Source organism: Mesorhizobium sp. 2RAF21 (genome assembly GCF_052115345.1).
Taxonomy (GTDB): Bacteria; Pseudomonadota; Alphaproteobacteria; order Rhizobiales; family Rhizobiaceae; genus Mesorhizobium; species Mesorhizobium terrae.
The window spans coordinates 45,409-63,237 of sequence record NZ_JBFRGM010000024.1 but is presented as its reverse complement, the minus strand read 5'-3'; the positions used below and the strand labels follow the sequence as shown (position 1 = coordinate 63,237).

The following is a 17,829-nucleotide window of genomic DNA, read 5'->3' as shown; positions in this document are numbered from 1 at the left end:
GAGTCCGTCTGGATCCTGCCGCTAAGGCGAGCCAGTTGCTCGCCTCAGAGAGGATCGAGCATGTCTTTCACAAACTGTCTTCTGATCATGATCGGCGGCGCTATCGGAACGCTCGCGCGGTATGTCGTGTCGGTTTTGGCGCTTCCCGTCAGCAGCCAACTGCCTTGGGGTACCATCTTCATCAACGTCAGCGGTTCGCTGGTTATCGGGTTTTTCGGCACGCTGACGCTGGCTAGCGGCCGCTACCCACTCTCCGAAAGCCTGCGCCTATTCGTGATGATTGGCCTTTGCGGCGGTTACACAACATTCTCCTCCTTCAGCTTGCAGACGCTCGACCTCATGCGATCGGGCGGCATGATGCGAGCGGCAGTAAACGTCGTGGCGTCCGTCGTCCTTTGCATCGGCGCGGTGGCGGTGGGCCATCTAATCGCTTCGCACCTCAACAGCGGGGCGCGCCAAATCGCGCAGATCGCCATCGAAGAGGAAGCCTGACCCGGAAATCCTAAGACGGCAGGGGTTTCGCACAGCCTAGGCTCCCCGCGCATAATCGGATGGATCGAGGGCAAGGGGCGGGCCGAGGTCATCCCTCCATTCGGTGAAAATTGCCCATATAGGGCTTTGGGTTTCACCTAATATGACCTCGACAACGCTGTGATGTGTCGCGAGCTTCTAGAATAATGCGCCCCGTATCCTAGCAATCACTGTTTGTTTATCGTCGCTTCCACGCGTCTAGAGCCTGCGGCAGCGTTGCGACCCTGCTTACGAGGAGTGACACCACACCACTTCCATCGGAACGGCGCTTTCGCAATGTTTTGTGAAATGCTGATCGGACGAGCGTCGAACTGAGGAAAACGTTGATGACTGACAAAATGAAACTCGACCTGTCGGTCATCCTGCCCGGTATTCCGGACGCGGCGGATGCCTGCGTCTCACGGCTGTTGGAGCGACTTCGCGGCCGCGACGGCGTCGATGACGCGCATATCTTGCCGGCAATCGATGATCAGTCGCCACAACTCTGTATCCATTATGACCCCGACCGCCTGTCACTGGCCAGGATAAGGGAGCTCGCAACCGGCGCCGGGGCTCAGATCGGCGCGCGATATGGCCATGCGGTCCTCGACCTTGGTGGCCCGGTCCATCAACGGCGCGCGCGCACGCTCGGCGACCGCCTGCTCTCAATTCCCGGTGTCCTTGAAGCCGATGTGAGCGCAGGAGGCTTGGCGCGCATCGAGTATGATCGGGAGGAGGCCGATGAGGCCGCCATTCGGGCAGCCCTTGACAGGAAGGATGCACGTCCGAACCCGCCTGAGGCCGACCACGCCGGACATGATCACGGACCAGGAGAGCATGGCGACCACGAGGAGGGCCACGCTCATGAGCACGGTGGCATCTTCGGCGCAAACACGGAGATTATCTTTGCGCTCGCCTGCGGCCTGTTCCTTGCGGTCGGCTTTGCAATAGACAAGCTGATCGCTGATCGTCCGGACTGGCTGCCGCTCGCCCTCTATGTCGCCGCCTATGGATGCGGCGGCTACTTCACGCTGCGCGAGGCGATCGACAATCTGCGCCTGAAGCGCTTCGAGATCGACACGCTCATGCTGGTCGCGGCCGGCGGGGCTGCGGCGCTGGGCGCCTGGGCCGAGGGCGCGCTGCTCCTGTTTCTGTTCAGCATGGGCCATTCGCTCGAGCATTATGCGATGGGACGGGCCAAGCGGGCGATCGAAGCGCTCGCCGAGCTGGCCCCCCAGACCGCGCTCGTGCGGCGCGACGGTCAAACCGTCGAAATCCCGGTCGAGCAGCTTGCGGTCGGCGACGTCGCGATCGTCAAGCCGAACGAGCGCCTGCCCGCCGACGGGTTCGTGCTGGTCGGCGAATCGAGCGTCAACCAAGCTCCCGTCACCGGCGAAAGCATCCCAGTGGATAAGCGGCCTGTCGACGATCCGCAGGCCGCGGCGAGCCAGCCCGACAAGGTCGCCGCTGCGCATCGCATCTACGCGGGCACGATCAACGGCGCGGGGGCGATCGAGGTGCAGGTGACGCGTCTGTCCAAGGACACCACGCTCGCCAAGGTCGTTCAAATGGTCGGCGAGGCCGAGGCACAGAAGTCGCCGACGCAGCGCTTCACCGATCGCTTCGAGCGGATCTTCGTACCCGCCGTGTTGGGGCTCGTCGTGCTGCTCCTGTTCGCCTGGGTGGTGATCGACGAACCGTTCCGCGACAGCTTCTATCGTGCGATGGCGGTGCTGGTGGCGGCCAGTCCCTGCGCGCTCGCCATCGCCACGCCGAGCGCCGTGCTGTCGGGCATCGCGCGTGCCGCACGGGGCGGCGTGCTCGTCAAGGGCGGGGGACCGCTCGAAAACCTCGGCACGCTGCGCGCCATCGCCTTCGACAAGACGGGTACGCTGACGGAGGGAAAGCCAACCATCAGCGATATCGTTCCAGCCGACGGCGCTGACGAAAAGGAGCTGTTGCGCATTTCGGTCGCGGTCGAGAGCATGAGCGACCACCCGCTCGCAACGGCGATCGCAGCCGGAGGGCGAGAGCGGCTTGCCGATACCGCGATCCCCACCGCCACCGACCTACGCAGCATCACCGGGCGCGGCGTCCAGGCGACCGTGGAGGGCGAACTGGTCCACATCGGCAGCCCGAAGCTGTTCGGCGAAGCCGAAGGCGAGCCAATGCCGCAGGCGCTGCGCGATGACGCCACGCGCCTGGAGGAGGCAGGCCGGACGACGATGGTGATCAGGAAGGGAGCCCGATATCTCGGTGTGATCGGGGTGATGGACACGCCGCGTCCGGCGGCAAGCGCGACGCTTGCCCGTCTGCGCAACCTTGGCATCACGCGCATGGTCATGATCTCCGGTGACAATCAGCGTGTTGCCGATGCGATTGCGAGGGAGGTTGGACTGGACGAGGCGTGGGGTGACCTCATGCCTGAGGACAAGGTGACGGCCATCAGGAAGTTGAAGGCCGAGGACAAGGTCGCGATGGTCGGCGACGGCGTCAACGATGCGCCGGCGATGGCAAATGCGACCGTTGGCATCGCCATGGGCGCCGCCGGCTCGGATGTCGCGCTCGAGACGGCCGACGTGGCGCTGATGGCCGACGACCTGGCGCATCTCCCCTTCGCGGTCGGCCTCAGCCGGCAGACGAGCCGGATCATTCGCCAGAACCTCTATATGAGCTTGGGCGTCGTCGCCGTGTTGCTGCCCGCGACTATATTCGGTCTCGGCATTGGGCCGGCAGTGCTGGCGCATGAAGGATCGACGCTTGTGGTCGTATTCAACGCCTTGCGGCTGCTCGCCTTCAAAGACGTAGTTCGCGGGATCGGTTGAGCGGGACAGCATCAGACCGGGCTCAGCGGGCGCCGCGGCCTTGCATCGCCGACTCCTGTCAGTCTGAACGCGCTGCCGTCACGCGTCGAGCAGCCTGGGCGGGCGGCATGTCGCCAAGCGGAACAAGGGCCGCAGCTCGCGCCAGCGTTCGCACGAACATCGCGTCTCCGAAACGCATCCCGTGTCCTCTCAACTGCGGCAATGACCTTACTGGTTCGGGCGTCATGTCGATGGCCGCGCGGACCAGGAGGCGCTGAAGCCAGCGCAGCGGCGCGGGCAGGATGGGCGCGTTGCCCATGATAGTAATGAACTCGGCAAGGTTGTCCGATCCCTCGAGCCCCGGCGCCGTAGTCGCGAGCAGGGCTTCCCACTCGGCCCACGATCTCGGCGCGCCGGTTGCGCCATAGAGCTTCGCGGCGGGCTCAGCCTCGCTGAAGGCGGCGGACTTCTCGCTGGGCGACAGCGCCCGAACATAGCGGTGATAGGCCTCGGTAAACCCGAACGTCGCAGTTGCCTGGACCCAGTCGAGCAAGCGGGGATCGTTGGCGCGGTAGGCCACGCCGCCCGGGGTCGTGCCTCGAACCTTGTCGTGCAGCCGAACGACATGCGCGATCATCTCCTGCGCCGCCGAGCGGGGGCCATAGACCGTCACCATCGCGGCGAAGCCAGTCCGGTGCAGCCGCAAGCCGGGATCGCGCCGAAAGCCGCTGTGGTCCCAGACGCCTGACCGCACGGACGGCTCGGCCAGTTCGAGAAGCACTGCGGCGACACCGCCGACATACAGCGCAATGGGGTTAGCGAACACGCGCCAGGATACACCATCTGCCGGCGCAAGCGCCGGCTCGCCCGATGGGCGACGGAAATCAAAGTCCATCCCAGCAGGCGGGCGCATAAATTTCTTGATCGCGCCCAGCATCACCGCGCCTCCTCAACGATCGTCGCAAGCCCGCGCATATTCCGCACCATCAGCGGCGGAGCATGCTCGTCTTGCAGTGTGCCGCTTGACATGGCGCATCTCCATTTATGATAAGTCACTACTCATAAATAAGGAGTGCGCATGCCAGGATCAACCGGCGAGAAGCGCGAAGACGCCCGTGTGGCGCGGTCCCGGGCGGCGATGCGACAGGCATTGCTTGCCCTGTTGGAGCGGATGCCGCTCGAAGACATTACCGGCGCGATGATCGCAAAGCAGGCGAAGGTCGGCTACGCGACCTTCTTCCGGCATTACGTCGACATGCGCGCGCTGCTGGTCGACACCGTGGCCGTGCTGACCGACGAGCTTGCGCAAGGCATGATGCCTGCCCTGCTGGCGGCCGACAGCGGGGGTGCAGCATCGGTGCTGATCCACGCGGTACAAGCGCGGCGGACAGTGTTCCGCGCCTTGCTGTCTGGGGCCGGCGCGACGCTGCGCGCAGAATTGGCTCGTCAAGTAATCGAACGTGTCGCGATCCTGCCCGATTTTTCGCAATCGTGGCTGCCCCGTCGTCTGGCACTGCGGATCGCGGTGACAGGCACGATTGAACTGCTTGATTGGTGGCTGAGAGAGGAGCCGGATCGCGATCCGCCGGATGTCGCAGTTCTGTTGGATCGACTGGTGATCTCGCCGCTCGCCGACAGGACGGAAAAGTGAGGATCGTCACGGCCGTCTGGACGCGAGCAAGACAGTCTTCTGCGATCGGTGGGACGTCGCTGAGTTTCGCACAGCCTGCCCTTCAGCCGGCCTGTCTGGATCCTAACGGCAGCTACAAACAAGAGGCACTTGAACGCTAGCCAGCGGAAACTACGTTTTCGTGGGCCCATAATCGGGACCAACATGGAGATACAGGACACCAGCGTAGGGTAAGAGCGAGATGTCTTCCGCCAACGATATCACCCCTGCTTCAGGTTCAATTCGCGACACCTCGGAAGAATGTGCAGCGTCCGCTGTGTCCCTGTGGCAAGCAAGCCTGCACGGTGATCGGGACGCTTTTCAGCAACTACTTAATCCGCACCTTGAGGAACTGCTCGCTGCCGCGCGGCGCGATCTTCGGTATCATTTTGCAATCGGCGACATTAGGCAAGACGAGATCTCCGCCGAGGAGTTGGTGGGCGAAACGCTTCTTCGCGCGTGGCGCGATCGCAGTCGTCGGCCGCATTCGCTCGATATTCGGCCCTGGCTGCTCGGTCTCCAATTCCGCGTTCTGACGCGCATCGTTAAGCAGGAGCTCCTACGGCGCGACTTGGTCTCCGTCTCGCTCGAAGCGCCGGCTCCCGCAGAGCCGATCTACGACGATGACGAGTCATTCTGGGAGTGGTATCAGCCGGACGAGACGTTACGATGGGAGGATATCGTAGCCGTCGACGCCACCGCCGGAGTGGAAGAACCAGAACTGTTCGATCGCGCCGTGTCAGGGCTTTCGCCGCTTGCGAGGCAAGTGCTGATCTTCCGTCATGTTCATCGCTTCACAGTCGGGGAGGTCGCATCCAGCCTCGGGCTACCCTCCCGCCGGGTTTCCGAGCTTTGGCTTGAGGGTCACGCTGTCCTGGTAGGCACAAAAAGGGACGACCGCGGCGCGAACTCGGATTGACTGGACTCCGCGCGCGTCAACCCCGAAATTACGAGATCGTGTCACCGATGCGGCGCGCGTGATGGCCGAGGACCGGAGCATTCCCAGGCCTGGCCGATGCATCGTGGTCCTTGCTCTCGAGCCTTTCGCATCGGGTGCTGAAAATGTCCGAGAGCGCGCAAGCGGCGGTTTCGACGAGCGGTACCGGGGCGCCGATCACTCGGATGAAGCTACGCAGTCCACCCGGTCTTCGATCTCGAAGGCATGCGTCTCGACCCACCGATCGAGTTCACGGATGACGCTGCTCAGCGAGAAACCTAAAGGCGTGAGCGAATATTCAACCCGAGGGGGCACCTCCGAGTAGCTGGTGCGCTCTACCAGGCCGTACTGCTGGAGACGGCGTAGCGCCTGAACGAGCATCTTTTCTGAAATACCGCCGATGCGCCGGCGCAGTTCTGCGGTGCGGTAGGTGCGTTCGCTGAGCGCGTGCACGACCAGCAGCGTCCATTTTTCCGCTAGCAAAGTAAGCACCTTCCTTGCCGGACAATCGGCAAGGAACACATCGCAGCGGAGTTCACGGAAAGCAGAGATTTTTTCCATACTTACCTCTAGGTACGTACTTCTTCGGAAGGAGGTATGGCCACATGTCTTCGCGCGCAAGATGCCGCGCCACTTGGGTTCGGCGTCTGACGATAAAAGGAGATGCGAGATGAAGTTACTTTCGATCTTGATGGCAGCTGTCGCGGCTTCCCTGCTGCCCCTAGCCGCTCCAGCCCAGGAACGGCCTGTCGCCATAGAGGAGCAGTCGGTCACGCAGGCACCCGCGTTCTACCGAGTGATGCTCGGCGATTTCAAAGTTACGGTTCTCAACGATGGCACCACCGCGGTGCCGTTCGGCGACCTACTGCATGGCGCAGATCGGGCCAAGCTGTCAGAGATGTTCCGGCGAGCCGGCGAGCCGATTGATCGCGAGACCTCGATCAACAGCTATCTGATCGATACCGGCGACCGTCGCATCTTGATCGAAGCGGGCGCGGGGCGTCTCTTCGGCGACTGCTGCGGCCGCCTCCCCGCGACGCTGAGGGCGGCCGGCTACGGGCCGGAGGTGATCGACGCCGTTCTGCTCACGCATGTCCATGGAGATCATTCAGGGGGCCTCACGCTGGATGGTCGCCGGGTCTTCCCAAATGCCGACATCTATCTGGCGAAGAGCGAACTCGACTACTGGCTGAGCGATGCTGCAAAGGCCCGCGCAAAGGCAAGCCATCAGAAAATGTTTGAGGAGGGCCGTGCGGCGCTGACTCCGTATCAGGCAGCTGGCCGCCTCCGGACCTTCACCGCGCCGACTACTTTGTTTCCGGGCATCCGCGCCATAGCCGCGCCCGGTCATACCCCGGGCCATAGCTTCTATGAGATCGAGAGCCGCGGGCAGCGTATGCGGGTGATTGGTGACATCATCCACGTGGCCGAGATCCAGCTGCGCCGACCCGATATCACTATCGACTTCGACGCGGACGAGAAACTGGCGGCGAAGACCAGAGCGGCTACCCTGGGTGAGCTCGCCAGCACGCACGAATTAATTGCAGGCCCGCACATCTCCTTCCCCGGACTAGGGCATATGGTCCATTCCGGGGCTGGCTATGCGTGGATGCCGATCCCCTATTCCACAGCCGTTCGCCAAGTCGGGCAATGACATTTGACGCTTCTCCGCGTCGTCGCCACGCGGCCAGCGGCGGCGCGGCATTCTCATCGGACGGTGCCCTCGAGCACGGCGCGGTCGGTGACCGCGCCGGAGATCAAATGTCGGCGTCCACTCCCACCTTACATCACCGCGCCGGCGGCGGTAGCATAAGCGGTTCCGTGAGTTTGACGATTTGCTTTTGCCCCTCGTCGTCAACGACCTCCACGCTTGTAAGGCCGGTCGGCCCCTCGTCAACGGTCACACTGCGCGGCTTACGGATGAGGTGATCGAGGCCCTCGACGGCGACTTCGAGAATGTCGTCTTTAGGGTCGTAGGTAATACCAAAGATTGGCACCCATTTTGTCGCGATCTGGTCACCGAGCGTCAATGCGGCGACCTCGATCTGCGCACGCTTTCCCTCCAATCCCTTTGACACGCGATTGCAGTACGACTGCCATTCGCTTTTCGAAAGTTGATGCACGGCCATTCAAGATCTCCTGTTTTCAGCGGCAACCCTTGCCAAGAACGCTAAAGTCACGACACGAGCGCCGGTGTGCAACGGGCACGGCTCGGCGCCCCGGATCCCAAAGCATGACCTGGAATTCTTCGGCGCAATGCAGGGGCTGCGATCCATAGCGACGATGATGTCGCTGGGATGCGCAAGTCCGAGTAGACAGCTCTCCCTCTGAATTCCCGAGCATTCTCCGAAAGCGGGGTGTGCTTTCAATATTGTGCCGCGTTTAATTCCGCGATGAACTGACGACCGTCATTGCCTCGGCCGTGTGAATCGGCGAGGCGGGATCTTCGGAAGCAGCCATCGCCACATCACCTGGTCGGGGACCGGTCTCGCGTTAATCGCTAGGCCACTTATATCCTAAGGCGATATTCAGACCTGACTGACGCTTCATGGAGTGTTGGATTGAACGAAGATCCGTACAGAGTGCTGGGTGTCGGGAAGAACGCCAGCCAGGACGAGATCCAAAAGGCTTATCGCAAGCTCGCGAAGAAGCTTCATCCGGATCTCAATCCCGGCAACAAGCAGGCCGAGGAGCAGTTCAAGGCAGCATCTGCTGCCTACGACCTCCTGAGTGATCCCGAGAAGCGTGCGCGTTTCGATCGCGGCGAGATCGATGCCTCCGGCCAGGAACGTCCGCGGCAGCGCTACTATCGCGATTATGCGGGGGCGGCCGCCGGGGACCATCCTTACGCGACGGCGGAGGGCTTCTCCGATTTCAGCGACGATAGCGACGTTTTCTCCACCATCTTCGGTCGGGGTGGACGGTTTAACCTGAAAATGCGTGGCGAGGACGCGCGCTATCGCCTTCCAGTGGAATTCCTTGAAGCGGTCAACGGAACGGTCCGCCGTGTCACTCTAGCAGATGGCTCAACTATCGATGTGAGCGTTCCGCCAGGCGCCCGGGAAGGTCAAATGCTAAGGCTCGCGGGCAAAGGGAACCCTGGTGTCGGCGGGGGGCCGCCCGGCGACGCCTTCATCGAGATCCTCGTCAAGCCCCATCCCTTCTTCACGCGACACGGAGACGACATCCACTTGGAGCTCCCGATTTCGCTAACCGAGGCCGTGCTAGGCGGAAAAATCTCGGTCCCGACCGCTACTGGAGCCGTGACAATGAGCGTCCCGAAGGGCTCCAATACGGGCACCATCTTGCGCTTACGCGGGAAGGGCGTTTCGCGCCACGACGGCTCGCGCGGCGACGAATATGTCAAACTCAAAGTCGTACTGCCCGACAAGCCGGACGCAGAGCTCGAGCAGTTCGTGCGGGGATGGGCCGTCGGCAAGGCCCAGGACCCGCGAAACGGGATGGGAGGATGAATGCTGGAGTTCAATGAGTTTCTGGTGCGGGTGCAACTTAGTCAGGACGTAGTCGAAGCGTGGGTCGCAGAAGGATGGTTGCGCCCCCGACGGACGGGGACAGGACCGGCTTTCTCTGAGATCGATGTTTCGCGTGCTCAGCTGATACAGGACCTTCGGGGCGACCTTGGCGTAAATGAAGAAGGCGTCGCGATCATACTTGACCTGATCGACCAGATGCATGGGTTGCGAAAGACGTTGCGCGAATTATGCGGAGCAATTGGGATACAGCAGGCTGATCTGCAGCACCGCATCCTTTCAGAGATGCGCAGCCAGCGCCCGATTCAGCTTAAGGGGCCAGAGCGATCAATAAGGAACGAGCCGCGTCGCGAGGCTTCCGATTGAACGCCTGATCTACATCAAACCTATGGCACGGGATAAGCTATGAAACTGCTTGAAAGGTTCGATATAAATACCGCGGGATGGCGCTTAGCGAGCACCTACGAGAGATTCGAGCAAGTCGTCGTCTTGATCCTGACCGGGTTGATCATTGTCGTGATCGCTTCGGCAGTTTGGCATCTCGCGGCGAAAGTGCTGTTCAGCCTCATTTTATCGAGTTTTGATCCGACCGATCCCACCGTTTTCCAAACCGTCTTCGGAATGATTCTGACGGTTATCATCGCGCTGGAGTTCAAACACTCGATCTTAATAATGGTCCGACGCCAGCAGGGCGTGGTCCAGGTCCGTACCGTAGTCCTGATCGCGATGCTGGCCGTCATTCGGAAGTTTATCATAATCGATATTTCCGCGACCACGGCGGCCCACGTGTTTTCTCTGGCTGCAGCGATCGTCGCGCTTGGTTCCGTGTATTGGCTTGTTCGCGATCAGGATCGGAAAGATGAAGTCGACAAGCAGGAAGGCAGTCCAACATGATCGGGTCTCCGCCCCCCGGTCCGGAGGGACATTGCTCTTTGTAACGGGGATCCCCCAGAAGCACGCAGGCGTGTGAGAATTGACGGTCGTCAGGGCGGCGCCCTTTCGTCACGGCCAAACTACCGGAGCGGCGGCCGGCAGAGGATGGGACCGCCGCGCAGGTCCAAGAGAGGTGCATCGGGAGGTAGCATGTCATCGCCACATAGCAAGGAAGATGAGCTTGTCGCCACTGACGCTATAGACGCTGCAACGTTGCTAGCTGAGAACGCCGCACTTCGAGATCGATTGCTGCGAGCACTAGCAGAAGCTGAAAACGTTCGGCGACGCGCTGACCGAGAGGCTGAGGAGACGCGCAAGTTTGCGGTCGCCGAGTTTGCGCGAGAGCTGCTGCCTGTCGTCGACAATCTCCAACGCGTAATCGATGCTAAGACGGCCACACCAAGCCAGCCCGGCGATGCGTTGACGGAGGGCGTGGCCTCTACGTTACGGCTCTTTCTCCAAACGCTCGAGCGCTTTGGAATCAAAAAGATTTCGGCTCTCGGGACGCGTTTCGATCCAACCATTCATGAAGCCCTTATGGAATCGGCCGATCAGTCGCATCCGCCAGGAACGGTAACGGAGGTCTTGGAGGACGGTTTTACTATCGGCGGACGTCTTCTCCGACCGGCGCGGGTATCGGTGGCTAAGGAGAAGGCCGATGGCTGATGTCGAGAGCGAAGAGATTTCTGCTGGATCACCAGCGCGATCTGGCACCGCCGGAGTCGCTCATCCCACGTCCGGAAAGACATTGCGTTGCGCCCCCAGGTCGGCCCTGCCCCAGATCGCCTCTGGGCTCAAGAAAGACCTCCGAAGCAAAACGCTCTGCAGAGCAAACCACGGAAATGCTGTGGCAACGCTCATATGCGAGATGAAAACGATGTTTAGAACTGTCTGCGTCAACATGAGGCGTCGGTACCGTATCCTGTGCAAAGAGAACAATTACCTGCGTGTTGGGTACGAGATCTTACACGAAGTCACGTCGGCGCGTTTCGACAGACGTCGCGCCACCTGCTGGTGAAGTATCATGCTGTCTGTGCTCCAAGGAGCCGCCGTGTCGCTTGTCGTCCTGACGGGAGGGCCCGTACCGAATTATAGCGCCGAGCGCTTCTGTCGCGGGATCGCGGAGCTTCTTCAAGAACCTGACTACCGGCAGCCATGCATCGAACGCGAGCGTGAGGCACTCAACAGCCTGAAGGCATCATGGTCGAAGTTCGACGCGCGGGATCGCTCCCGTTGCGTCAGCCTTAGCTCGCTGGGTGCCACGCCCAGCTATGTGGAACTGCTCGCCTGTCTTGAGACCGCACAGGAGATCCGGGAACGCGAGGCGCGGGAGCACCTGAAGCAGCGCGGTCGTCGTCCTTGACGCCCCGTGGCGCCCGCAACGTCTGTTTCGAGCCGATGGCGACAGATCGCTGGCTCCGCCTTCGTTTCGATTCACGCACCGCCACTGCGATGTGCGCAACGCCCGGCCCGAGCAGCCGAGACTTTGATCTCGGCTGCCGATCTGCTTGATAGAACGCCGATCAACGGTAGCCGGCACGGCTCAAGGCCCAATCCAGTTCACGCAACGATGGTTGGACGAGGACCTGGCCCCCGATCGTGACCGTCGGGCTTCCGATCCGGCCACCCGCGATCCATTCGAGCTGACTTCGTGCTTCTGGATGGGCCTCCCAGTCGATGAATCGATAGGGTACCCCGGCGCGATCGAGATGCCGGCGCACCATCATGGTAATGCCGCACCATCTGCTGCCGTAAACCGCTACATCTGCGGTCTGTGGCCGCCTAAGAACAGGAGAGTACGTCGACGCATACATGGTGCATCCTCCTCAAGCTGCCTTGGGGGTCGCCAGCCGATCCAGCGCGTCGAACAGATCGTAGATGTCCGGCACGTGCTGGAGTTTGGGTGACACTTGAGAGTGGCGAATGACCCCATTCTCATCGATGACGTATAGGGCTCGTTCAGAGAATCCGTCAGCCTCGCGCCAGACCTTATAACGCCGGGCAACATCCCCTTTCGGATTGAAGTCGGCCAGCAGCGGGAAGGTCAAGCCCCGCACAGCCGCCCAGGCACCGTGGCTGTACAGGCTATCGACGGAAATCCCGACCACGTCGGCGCCACGTTTGCCGAACTCATCGAGCTCGTGCTGATAGAGATCAAGCTGGCGACTGCAGCCTGGGCTCCAGTCGAGCGGATAGAAGGCGAGAACGACGCGACGCCCTCTATAATCAGACAAGCGCACGGTCCGACCATTTGCATCAGGGAGCGCGAAGTCGGGCGCTTGTTCTCCCACGGCAAGCGGGGTGTTGAGCGCGTCACCTTCCATCGCGGGTGCGTGCTCATGGAGGTCGACAATGTCCTCGATGGTAGGTCCCGACCGGGAGTGGTTCCCGCTGCCTAACGTCTGGACCCGCCAGAGCTCCTGAACCATGCCGTGGAGCAGCGAAAGCGCCTTCCTTTCGGCGCCGTCGGGTAGCTTCGGTGCGAGTGCGGCGAAATCGGCTTCGAGCTGCTCAATACGGCTCGGCCGGACATTCAACTGACCAGTGTGGCTGTCCATAGCTAAACCTCTTCAATTAGATCCTTTCCGTTGGTTGACGAAGTGCCGTGGTTGTCCGCCGGCACCACGACATCGATATAAGTGCGGTCCACGGCACATGCCAATAAAGCTGCCCGAGGAAACAACGCATTTTCTGACCAAGTGTGAAGGCAAGACGTCTTGTGCAAGGAGACCAAAGATGACGGAGAAACGCCGGGTCGTATGCCCGAACTGCGACAGTATCAACGCCGTGCCGACCGATCGGCCGGCCGAGGCCGCAAAGTGTGGGCGTTGCCACGCTAAGTTGTTCCAGGGCCTTCCAATCGATCTAACTTCCGAGCGATTGGAGAGGCACGTCGCGAATTCAGACATTCCCATTGTGGTGGATTTCTGGGCTCCCTGGTGCGGCCCTTGTCGTGCGATGGCGCCGGTCTACGCCCAGACTACGAAATCGATTGAGCCGCGCGTTCGGTTCGCCAAGGTAAATGTTGACGAAAATCCCCAGGCTGCAAGGCGCTATGGCATCCAGGGAATTCCTGCTTTGCTGGCCTTCCGGGAGGGCAAGGTGGTGGCGCGGCAGGCCGGGTTGACGGACGCGCCAGCGCTACGCGGGTGGGTCGAGCGCCTCGCAGCATGAGCGGGGGCAAATCAGGACAGTGCACCCCTTGAACCCGTAACAGGCTGAACTAAATCACCAAACGCCGGTCGCCACTATCGGGGCCGGTTGGGATCGAGGGGCCGAAGTCGCCTCGATCCGGAACTGAACTTGTATCCATGTTGCTCAAAGGAGAATGTGGCTATGAGCACCGCGTTTGATCTGTCTCCCCTCTTTCGGTCGAGCGTCGGCTTTGACCGAATGCTTAATACCCTTGAAAATGCCAGTCGCGTCGCGACTCTCGATGGTTGGCCGCCCTACGACATCGTCAAGGCGGGTGACGACGATTACCGCATCGAGATGGCGGTGGCTGGATTCACCGAAGACGAACTGACCATCACGCAGGAGCGGAATATGCTCACGGTGGCGGGACAGAAGTCCGGCGAGGACCAGAGTGCGCAGTACCTGCATCGCGGTATTGCCGCAAGGACCTTCCAGCGCCGCTTTGAGCTCGCTGACTACGTGAAGGTCGTAGACGCCAGCCTCGTCAACGGTCTGCTGACCATTAACCTGCAGCGCGAAATTCCAGACGAGATGAAGCCGCGCCGCATCGCCATCGCGACCAGCGACAATATGGCGAGGGTTAACGTCGGGCAGGCTGAGCCCGAGCGACTGGCCGCCTAAAGCGTCCGCCAGTGTGGTGACTCCGTGGCGTCGGCCAGCGCGGCCGGCGTCCGCGGGAGGATTTTGCCAACTAATGAACAGAAAGGAGAAGAACCATGAGTGTCCGTGACTTGATCCCTTGGGGCCGCAACAATAGTCAGACCCCTTCCGTTTATCGCGACGATGATCGCAATCCGTTCCTGTCCCTCCATCGCGAGGTGAACCGACTGTTCGACGACGTTTTTCGCGGCTTTGACAGCCGGTTGCCGGCGCTTGGTTCGTTGTCGTCTTTCGCCGGTGCTTGGCCGAGCGTCGAAATCTCCGAAACTGACAAGGAGATCAAGGTGACCGCCGAGATCCCTGGCCTTGAGGAGAAGGACGTCGAGGTTCTGATCGATGACGGCGTGCTGACACTGAAAGGCGAGAAGCGTTCCGAGACCGAGGACAAGGAGAAACAGTTCTCCGAACGCTTTTATGGACGTTTCGAGCGCCGCATCCCCCTCGGGGTTGAGGTCGAGGAGGACAAGATCGACGCGCGCTTCAAGAGCGGTGTGCTGAGCATCGTCCTCCCCAAGAGCGCCAAGGCCCAGTCGCAGGTGAAGCGTATCGCGATCAAGAGCTAACGCATATCGCGTAGGTGGTGGGCCAGCAGGCCGCCACCGACGCGATCCTTCGCCAAATTGGGAGGGATAGCAATGACGGAGAATATCAGACACACCCTGAATGCTGGATCTGTTGGACCGACGCGGTCACAGTTCTCTAACGACAACCGCACGTCGCCACCATCGATGGGGCGCTCGTTGTTCCCTGAAGACGCGGTTGCGCACATCTACAAGCCGTCCCGCTCGGTGATGACGTCGGGAACGGCTCGCACGAGAGGCTGGAAGCTGCGCTTCGAGCCGCGGAGCGCGCCTTTCATCGAGCCCCTCATGGGCTGGACCGGCAGTGACGATACACTGACGCAGGTCGAGCTCAGCTTTCCAACTCTGAAATCTGCGGTTCATTACGCGGAGCGGGAAGGCTTGTCATACGTCATCGAGAGAGGGCGGCAGGCCCCCCGGCATACGAGCACGCCAGGGGCGCACATAAACCATCCCTTCTCCGACGCGACGCTGGCGAAGCTTGGGTTGTCGCACCTGCAGCGAAAGTACGGACAGGCTCTGGAGGGCGCCGCGAATCGGAACGATCCTGCAGGTCCGGAAACATGGGCGTCGCCAATGGATGTCTTGGCTGACGCCGCGCTGTCGCTAGAGGCCAAACGATCGATTCTGATGAACTGGGCCTACACCGAGTACTTGATCGATCTGGCGACCAACGAGGGTATGCCCGAGAACAATCGCCCGACGCGGCTTGATGAGGTCGAACAGGCGTTGCTTGCGCTCGAACGTCGGGTCGCTGCGAACGATGCTCGCGCGACACGAAAGGTGGCGTGAGGTGCGACCATGGACCCATTCGTCGTCTTCGATTGCGAGAAGGTCTTGCGGAATCGCTTCGCGCTGACGGTCGTCGCCGCAGCGCGGAGCAGGGCGCTCAAGACGGGGAGCGACCCTCGGCTCGAGCGGCCCACCACGGACATCGTCGACCTCGCACTGCAAGAGATCGCGGCCGGCGTCTTCACGAGGGACGAGCTTGACCTCTGCCAGCTTGACCGCGACGCCGCGCGGTCGCTGCCGTCGCCGGCCCGACACCAGCTCCCTGCCCGCGCGGCCACTGCAGCGGTCTCTCGTGGCTGGAACGTTCATTGATGATCGTCATCGCGGGATCACTTTTCGGTGGGGCATTTAACGATCTGCGCATGATGGATCCAACCAACAAGGAGGAATAACCAATGGTGAAATCGGTGTCTTTAAAAGGCCCGCGGGCCTTCGATATCATTAGTCTCGTTGCCGGTCTCGGTCTTCTGCTGTCGCCCTGGTATCTAGGCTTCACCTCTGATGCCTATGCCGCCTGGAATGCCTGGGTCATCGGCGCAGCAATCTCGGTGATCGCGGTTTCAGCCCTTTTTGCGTTCCACGAGGCCGAGGAGTGGATCAACGGGGTGGCTGGCCTGTGGGCACTCGTGGCGCCATGGGCCCTTGGGTTCTCGGCCCTGACGCCCGCCATGTGGGCCCACGTAATCGCAGGCGTCGTGGTGGCGTTGGTTTCGGGCGCCTGCATCTGGTTTGCCCACAACCGTACTTGGTCCGCTGTATGACGAATTGCCAAGCTCGGCCGGGTTCATTCCGGGCCGAGCTTCAGGCGTCCCGTCTGACCGTAAGCGGAAAGGACGAAATCGGTCGTTGAGCTATCATGGGGGAATTCATGAGCAAGAGAGTCACAATCGTACATCGGTCGATCATTGTTCTCTTTACGATCTTCGTAGCCGCGGTGGGCATTCCCCCTAGCGCCTTTGGACAGGTCGTTCCCGGATTGGCAGGGCAACTCCCTACGCTCGCGCCGTTGCTAGAACGCGTTACCCCGGCGGTGGTCAATATCTCCGTCATCTCGGAAACGCCGACCGCCTCCAACCCACTCTACAACGATCCATTCTTTCGACGGTACTTTGACCTTCCGGATCAGCCGCCGGCCCAGCAGCGCATGAGCGCAGGGTCGGGCGTGATCGTGGACGCCAGCAAGGGTTATGTCATCACCAATCACCACGTGGTGGATAATGCTGGCCAAATCACGGTGACGCTCAAGGATGGCCGCCGACTCCGTGCCGAGCTTGTCGGATCCGATCAGGCCACGGACATTGCCCTTCTCAAGGTGGAGAGCCGAAACCTCGTATCCTTGGAGATAGCCGACTCCGATCGTCTCAAAGTCGGCGATTACGTTGTCGCCATTGGTAATCCGTTTGGCCTCGGTCAGACGGTGACGTCCGGCATCGTCAGCGCCCTTGGGCGCAGTGGGATTAACAATGAGGGCTATGAGGATTTCATCCAGACGGACGCTTCGATCAATCCGGGAAACTCGGGAGGTGCGCTAATTACGCTCGACGGCAAGCTCGCCGGAATCAACACAGCAATCCTGAGTCCCGCCGGTGGCAACGTTGGCATAGGTTTCGCCGTGCCAAGCAACATGGCGCTGGCTGTGATGAACCAGCTGATCGACCATGGCGAGGTCCGTCGCGGTAGGATAGGCATCGGCATTCAGGATGTAACCCCCGATCTCGCGGAGGCGCTTGGCCTCGGGGACCTGCGCGGAGCGGTGATCAGCAATATTGAGGCGGGGTCGCCGGCCGAACATGCCGGTTTGAAGGTTGGGGATGTCGTGACCGCTGTAGACGGCCGTGCCCTTCACAGCTCCACAGACTTGCGTAACCGGATCGGCCTCACACCTGCCGGCTCGAACGTCAGGCTGTCGGTCGTGCGAAATGACGGTAGGCACGACATCAGTGTGCGGATCGAAGGAGCGCAGCGGGCCTCGTCGCAATTGACTGGAACGCCTTTTGATGGGGCAAACTTGCGAAACGCCTCCGCCGAGGAGGCGCGGGACGTTGGCGCAGGAGGGGTTGTCGTGGAGAGCGTCGCTCCGGGAAGCCGGGCCGCGCGCGCTGGTCTGATGCGCGGAGACATGATTTTGGCGATCAATCGCACGCCGGTGACATCGATCAATGATGTCCGTCGCTGGACCGCCGATCGGAAGAGCACCCTCGCCGTTGAACTTGTACGCAACGGCGCGCGTATGCTTCTGATCATCAGGTAATTGGAG

General features: G+C 61.3%; 22 protein-coding genes. 17 read left to right on the top strand and 5 right to left on the bottom strand.

Going from position 1 to position 17,829, the window contains the following annotated elements; translation table 11 throughout:
• Positions 1 to 60 precede the first annotated feature (60 nt).
• Both crcB and AB4136_RS28520 read left to right on the top strand, forming a co-directional pair.
• Positions 61 to 492: a fluoride efflux transporter CrcB gene (gene crcB, locus AB4136_RS28525; RefSeq protein ID WP_137901590.1), complete on the top strand. Its 432-nt coding sequence runs from the start codon at positions 61 to 63 to the stop codon at positions 490 to 492.
• Positions 493 to 857: 365 nt separating this feature from the next.
• The gene (locus tag AB4136_RS28520; RefSeq protein WP_137901589.1) at positions 858 to 3,335 is read left to right on the top strand and encodes a heavy metal translocating P-type ATPase; all 2,478 of its coding nucleotides are present in this window, start codon (positions 858 to 860) and stop codon (positions 3,333 to 3,335) included.
• Positions 3,336 to 3,393: 58 nt separating this feature from the next.
• Here AB4136_RS28520 and AB4136_RS28515 read toward each other — a convergent pair whose 3' ends face one another.
• Positions 3,394 to 4,251, bottom strand: coding sequence for an oxygenase MpaB family protein (locus tag AB4136_RS28515; protein ID WP_137901588.1), 858 nt, complete (start codon positions 4,249 to 4,251; stop codon positions 3,394 to 3,396).
• 141 nt (positions 4,252 to 4,392) lie between these two features.
• Here AB4136_RS28515 and AB4136_RS28510 point away from each other — a divergent pair, with 141 nt between their 5' ends.
• Positions 4,393 to 4,965 (top strand): TetR/AcrR family transcriptional regulator, encoded by a 573-nt coding sequence (locus tag AB4136_RS28510; protein ID WP_137901587.1) that lies wholly within the window; start codon positions 4,393 to 4,395, stop codon positions 4,963 to 4,965.
• 220 nt (positions 4,966 to 5,185) lie between these two features.
• Entirely contained in the window at positions 5,186 to 5,902 is a 717-nt protein-coding gene (locus AB4136_RS28505) for an RNA polymerase sigma factor (protein WP_137901586.1), read from the top strand.
• Positions 5,903 to 6,097: 195 nt separating this feature from the next.
• Here the strand turns inward: AB4136_RS28505 and AB4136_RS28500 are convergent, their stop codons facing one another.
• The gene (locus tag AB4136_RS28500; RefSeq protein WP_137901585.1) at positions 6,098 to 6,481 is read right to left on the bottom strand and encodes a winged helix-turn-helix transcriptional regulator; all 384 of its coding nucleotides are present in this window, start codon (positions 6,479 to 6,481) and stop codon (positions 6,098 to 6,100) included.
• A gap of 109 nt (positions 6,482 to 6,590) precedes the next feature.
• Between AB4136_RS28500 and AB4136_RS28495 the strand changes: the two genes are divergently transcribed.
• Positions 6,591 to 7,574: an MBL fold metallo-hydrolase gene (locus AB4136_RS28495; RefSeq protein WP_137901584.1), complete on the top strand. Its 984-nt coding sequence runs from the start codon at positions 6,591 to 6,593 to the stop codon at positions 7,572 to 7,574.
• A gap of 133 nt (positions 7,575 to 7,707) precedes the next feature.
• Here the strand turns inward: AB4136_RS28495 and AB4136_RS28490 are convergent, their stop codons facing one another.
• On the bottom strand, positions 7,708 to 8,049 hold the full coding sequence (locus tag AB4136_RS28490; protein WP_137901583.1) for a DUF5335 domain-containing protein: 342 nt from the start codon (positions 8,047 to 8,049) through the stop codon (positions 7,708 to 7,710).
• 432 nt (positions 8,050 to 8,481) lie between these two features.
• Between AB4136_RS28490 and AB4136_RS28485 the strand changes: the two genes are divergently transcribed.
• From AB4136_RS28485 to AB4136_RS28465, 5 genes are all read left to right on the top strand, one after another.
• Complete coding sequence (locus AB4136_RS28485) at positions 8,482 to 9,393, top strand: DnaJ C-terminal domain-containing protein (RefSeq protein ID WP_137901582.1); 912 nt, start codon at positions 8,482 to 8,484, stop codon at positions 9,391 to 9,393.
• Positions 9,394 to 9,777: a chaperone modulator CbpM gene (locus AB4136_RS28480; protein ID WP_137901581.1), complete on the top strand. Its 384-nt coding sequence runs from the start codon at positions 9,394 to 9,396 to the stop codon at positions 9,775 to 9,777. It begins immediately after the preceding gene.
• A 39-nt stretch (positions 9,778 to 9,816) separates the two neighbouring features.
• Positions 9,817 to 10,305: a phosphate-starvation-inducible PsiE family protein gene (locus AB4136_RS28475; RefSeq protein ID WP_137901580.1), complete on the top strand. Its 489-nt coding sequence runs from the start codon at positions 9,817 to 9,819 to the stop codon at positions 10,303 to 10,305.
• A gap of 189 nt (positions 10,306 to 10,494) precedes the next feature.
• On the top strand, positions 10,495 to 11,010 hold the full coding sequence (locus tag AB4136_RS28470) for a nucleotide exchange factor GrpE (RefSeq protein WP_137901579.1): 516 nt from the start codon (positions 10,495 to 10,497) through the stop codon (positions 11,008 to 11,010).
• A gap of 358 nt (positions 11,011 to 11,368) precedes the next feature.
• Positions 11,369 to 11,707 carry a hypothetical protein gene (locus AB4136_RS28465; protein WP_137901578.1) on the top strand — a complete coding sequence of 113 codons (339 nt, stop codon included), beginning with the start codon at positions 11,369 to 11,371 and terminating at the stop codon, positions 11,705 to 11,707.
• 160 nt (positions 11,708 to 11,867) lie between these two features.
• Here AB4136_RS28465 and AB4136_RS28460 read toward each other — a convergent pair whose 3' ends face one another.
• Both AB4136_RS28460 and AB4136_RS28455 read right to left on the bottom strand, forming a co-directional pair.
• Positions 11,868 to 12,158 (bottom strand): glutaredoxin family protein, encoded by a 291-nt coding sequence (locus AB4136_RS28460; RefSeq protein WP_137901577.1) that lies wholly within the window; start codon positions 12,156 to 12,158, stop codon positions 11,868 to 11,870.
• 12 nt (positions 12,159 to 12,170) lie between these two features.
• The gene (locus AB4136_RS28455) at positions 12,171 to 12,902 is read right to left on the bottom strand and encodes a peroxiredoxin (protein ID WP_137901576.1); all 732 of its coding nucleotides are present in this window, start codon (positions 12,900 to 12,902) and stop codon (positions 12,171 to 12,173) included.
• Positions 12,903 to 13,080: 178 nt separating this feature from the next.
• On the opposite strand from AB4136_RS28455, the gene trxC reads away from it, so the two are divergent.
• The 7 genes from trxC (at position 13,081) to AB4136_RS28420 (ending at position 17,823) form a co-directional block, all read left to right on the top strand.
• Positions 13,081 to 13,518, top strand: coding sequence for a thioredoxin TrxC (trxC, locus tag AB4136_RS28450; RefSeq protein ID WP_137901575.1), 438 nt, complete (start codon positions 13,081 to 13,083; stop codon positions 13,516 to 13,518).
• Between the two features lie 162 nt (positions 13,519 to 13,680).
• Entirely contained in the window at positions 13,681 to 14,160 is a 480-nt protein-coding gene (locus AB4136_RS28445; RefSeq protein ID WP_137901574.1) for an Hsp20 family protein, read from the top strand.
• Positions 14,161 to 14,255: 95 nt separating this feature from the next.
• Entirely contained in the window at positions 14,256 to 14,762 is a 507-nt protein-coding gene (locus tag AB4136_RS28440) for an Hsp20/alpha crystallin family protein (protein WP_137901573.1), read from the top strand.
• A gap of 72 nt (positions 14,763 to 14,834) precedes the next feature.
• On the top strand, positions 14,835 to 15,572 hold the full coding sequence (locus tag AB4136_RS28435; protein WP_137901572.1) for an ETC complex I subunit: 738 nt from the start codon (positions 14,835 to 14,837) through the stop codon (positions 15,570 to 15,572).
• A 9-nt stretch (positions 15,573 to 15,581) separates the two neighbouring features.
• On the top strand, positions 15,582 to 15,884 hold the full coding sequence (locus AB4136_RS28430) for a DNA-directed RNA polymerase subunit omega (protein ID WP_137901571.1): 303 nt from the start codon (positions 15,582 to 15,584) through the stop codon (positions 15,882 to 15,884).
• Between the two features lie 83 nt (positions 15,885 to 15,967).
• Entirely contained in the window at positions 15,968 to 16,333 is a 366-nt protein-coding gene (locus AB4136_RS28425; RefSeq protein WP_137901570.1) for an SPW repeat protein, read from the top strand.
• A 107-nt stretch (positions 16,334 to 16,440) separates the two neighbouring features.
• Entirely contained in the window at positions 16,441 to 17,823 is a 1,383-nt protein-coding gene (locus AB4136_RS28420) for a DegQ family serine endoprotease (protein ID WP_137901569.1), read from the top strand.
• Positions 17,824 to 17,829: the final 6 nt, after the last annotated feature.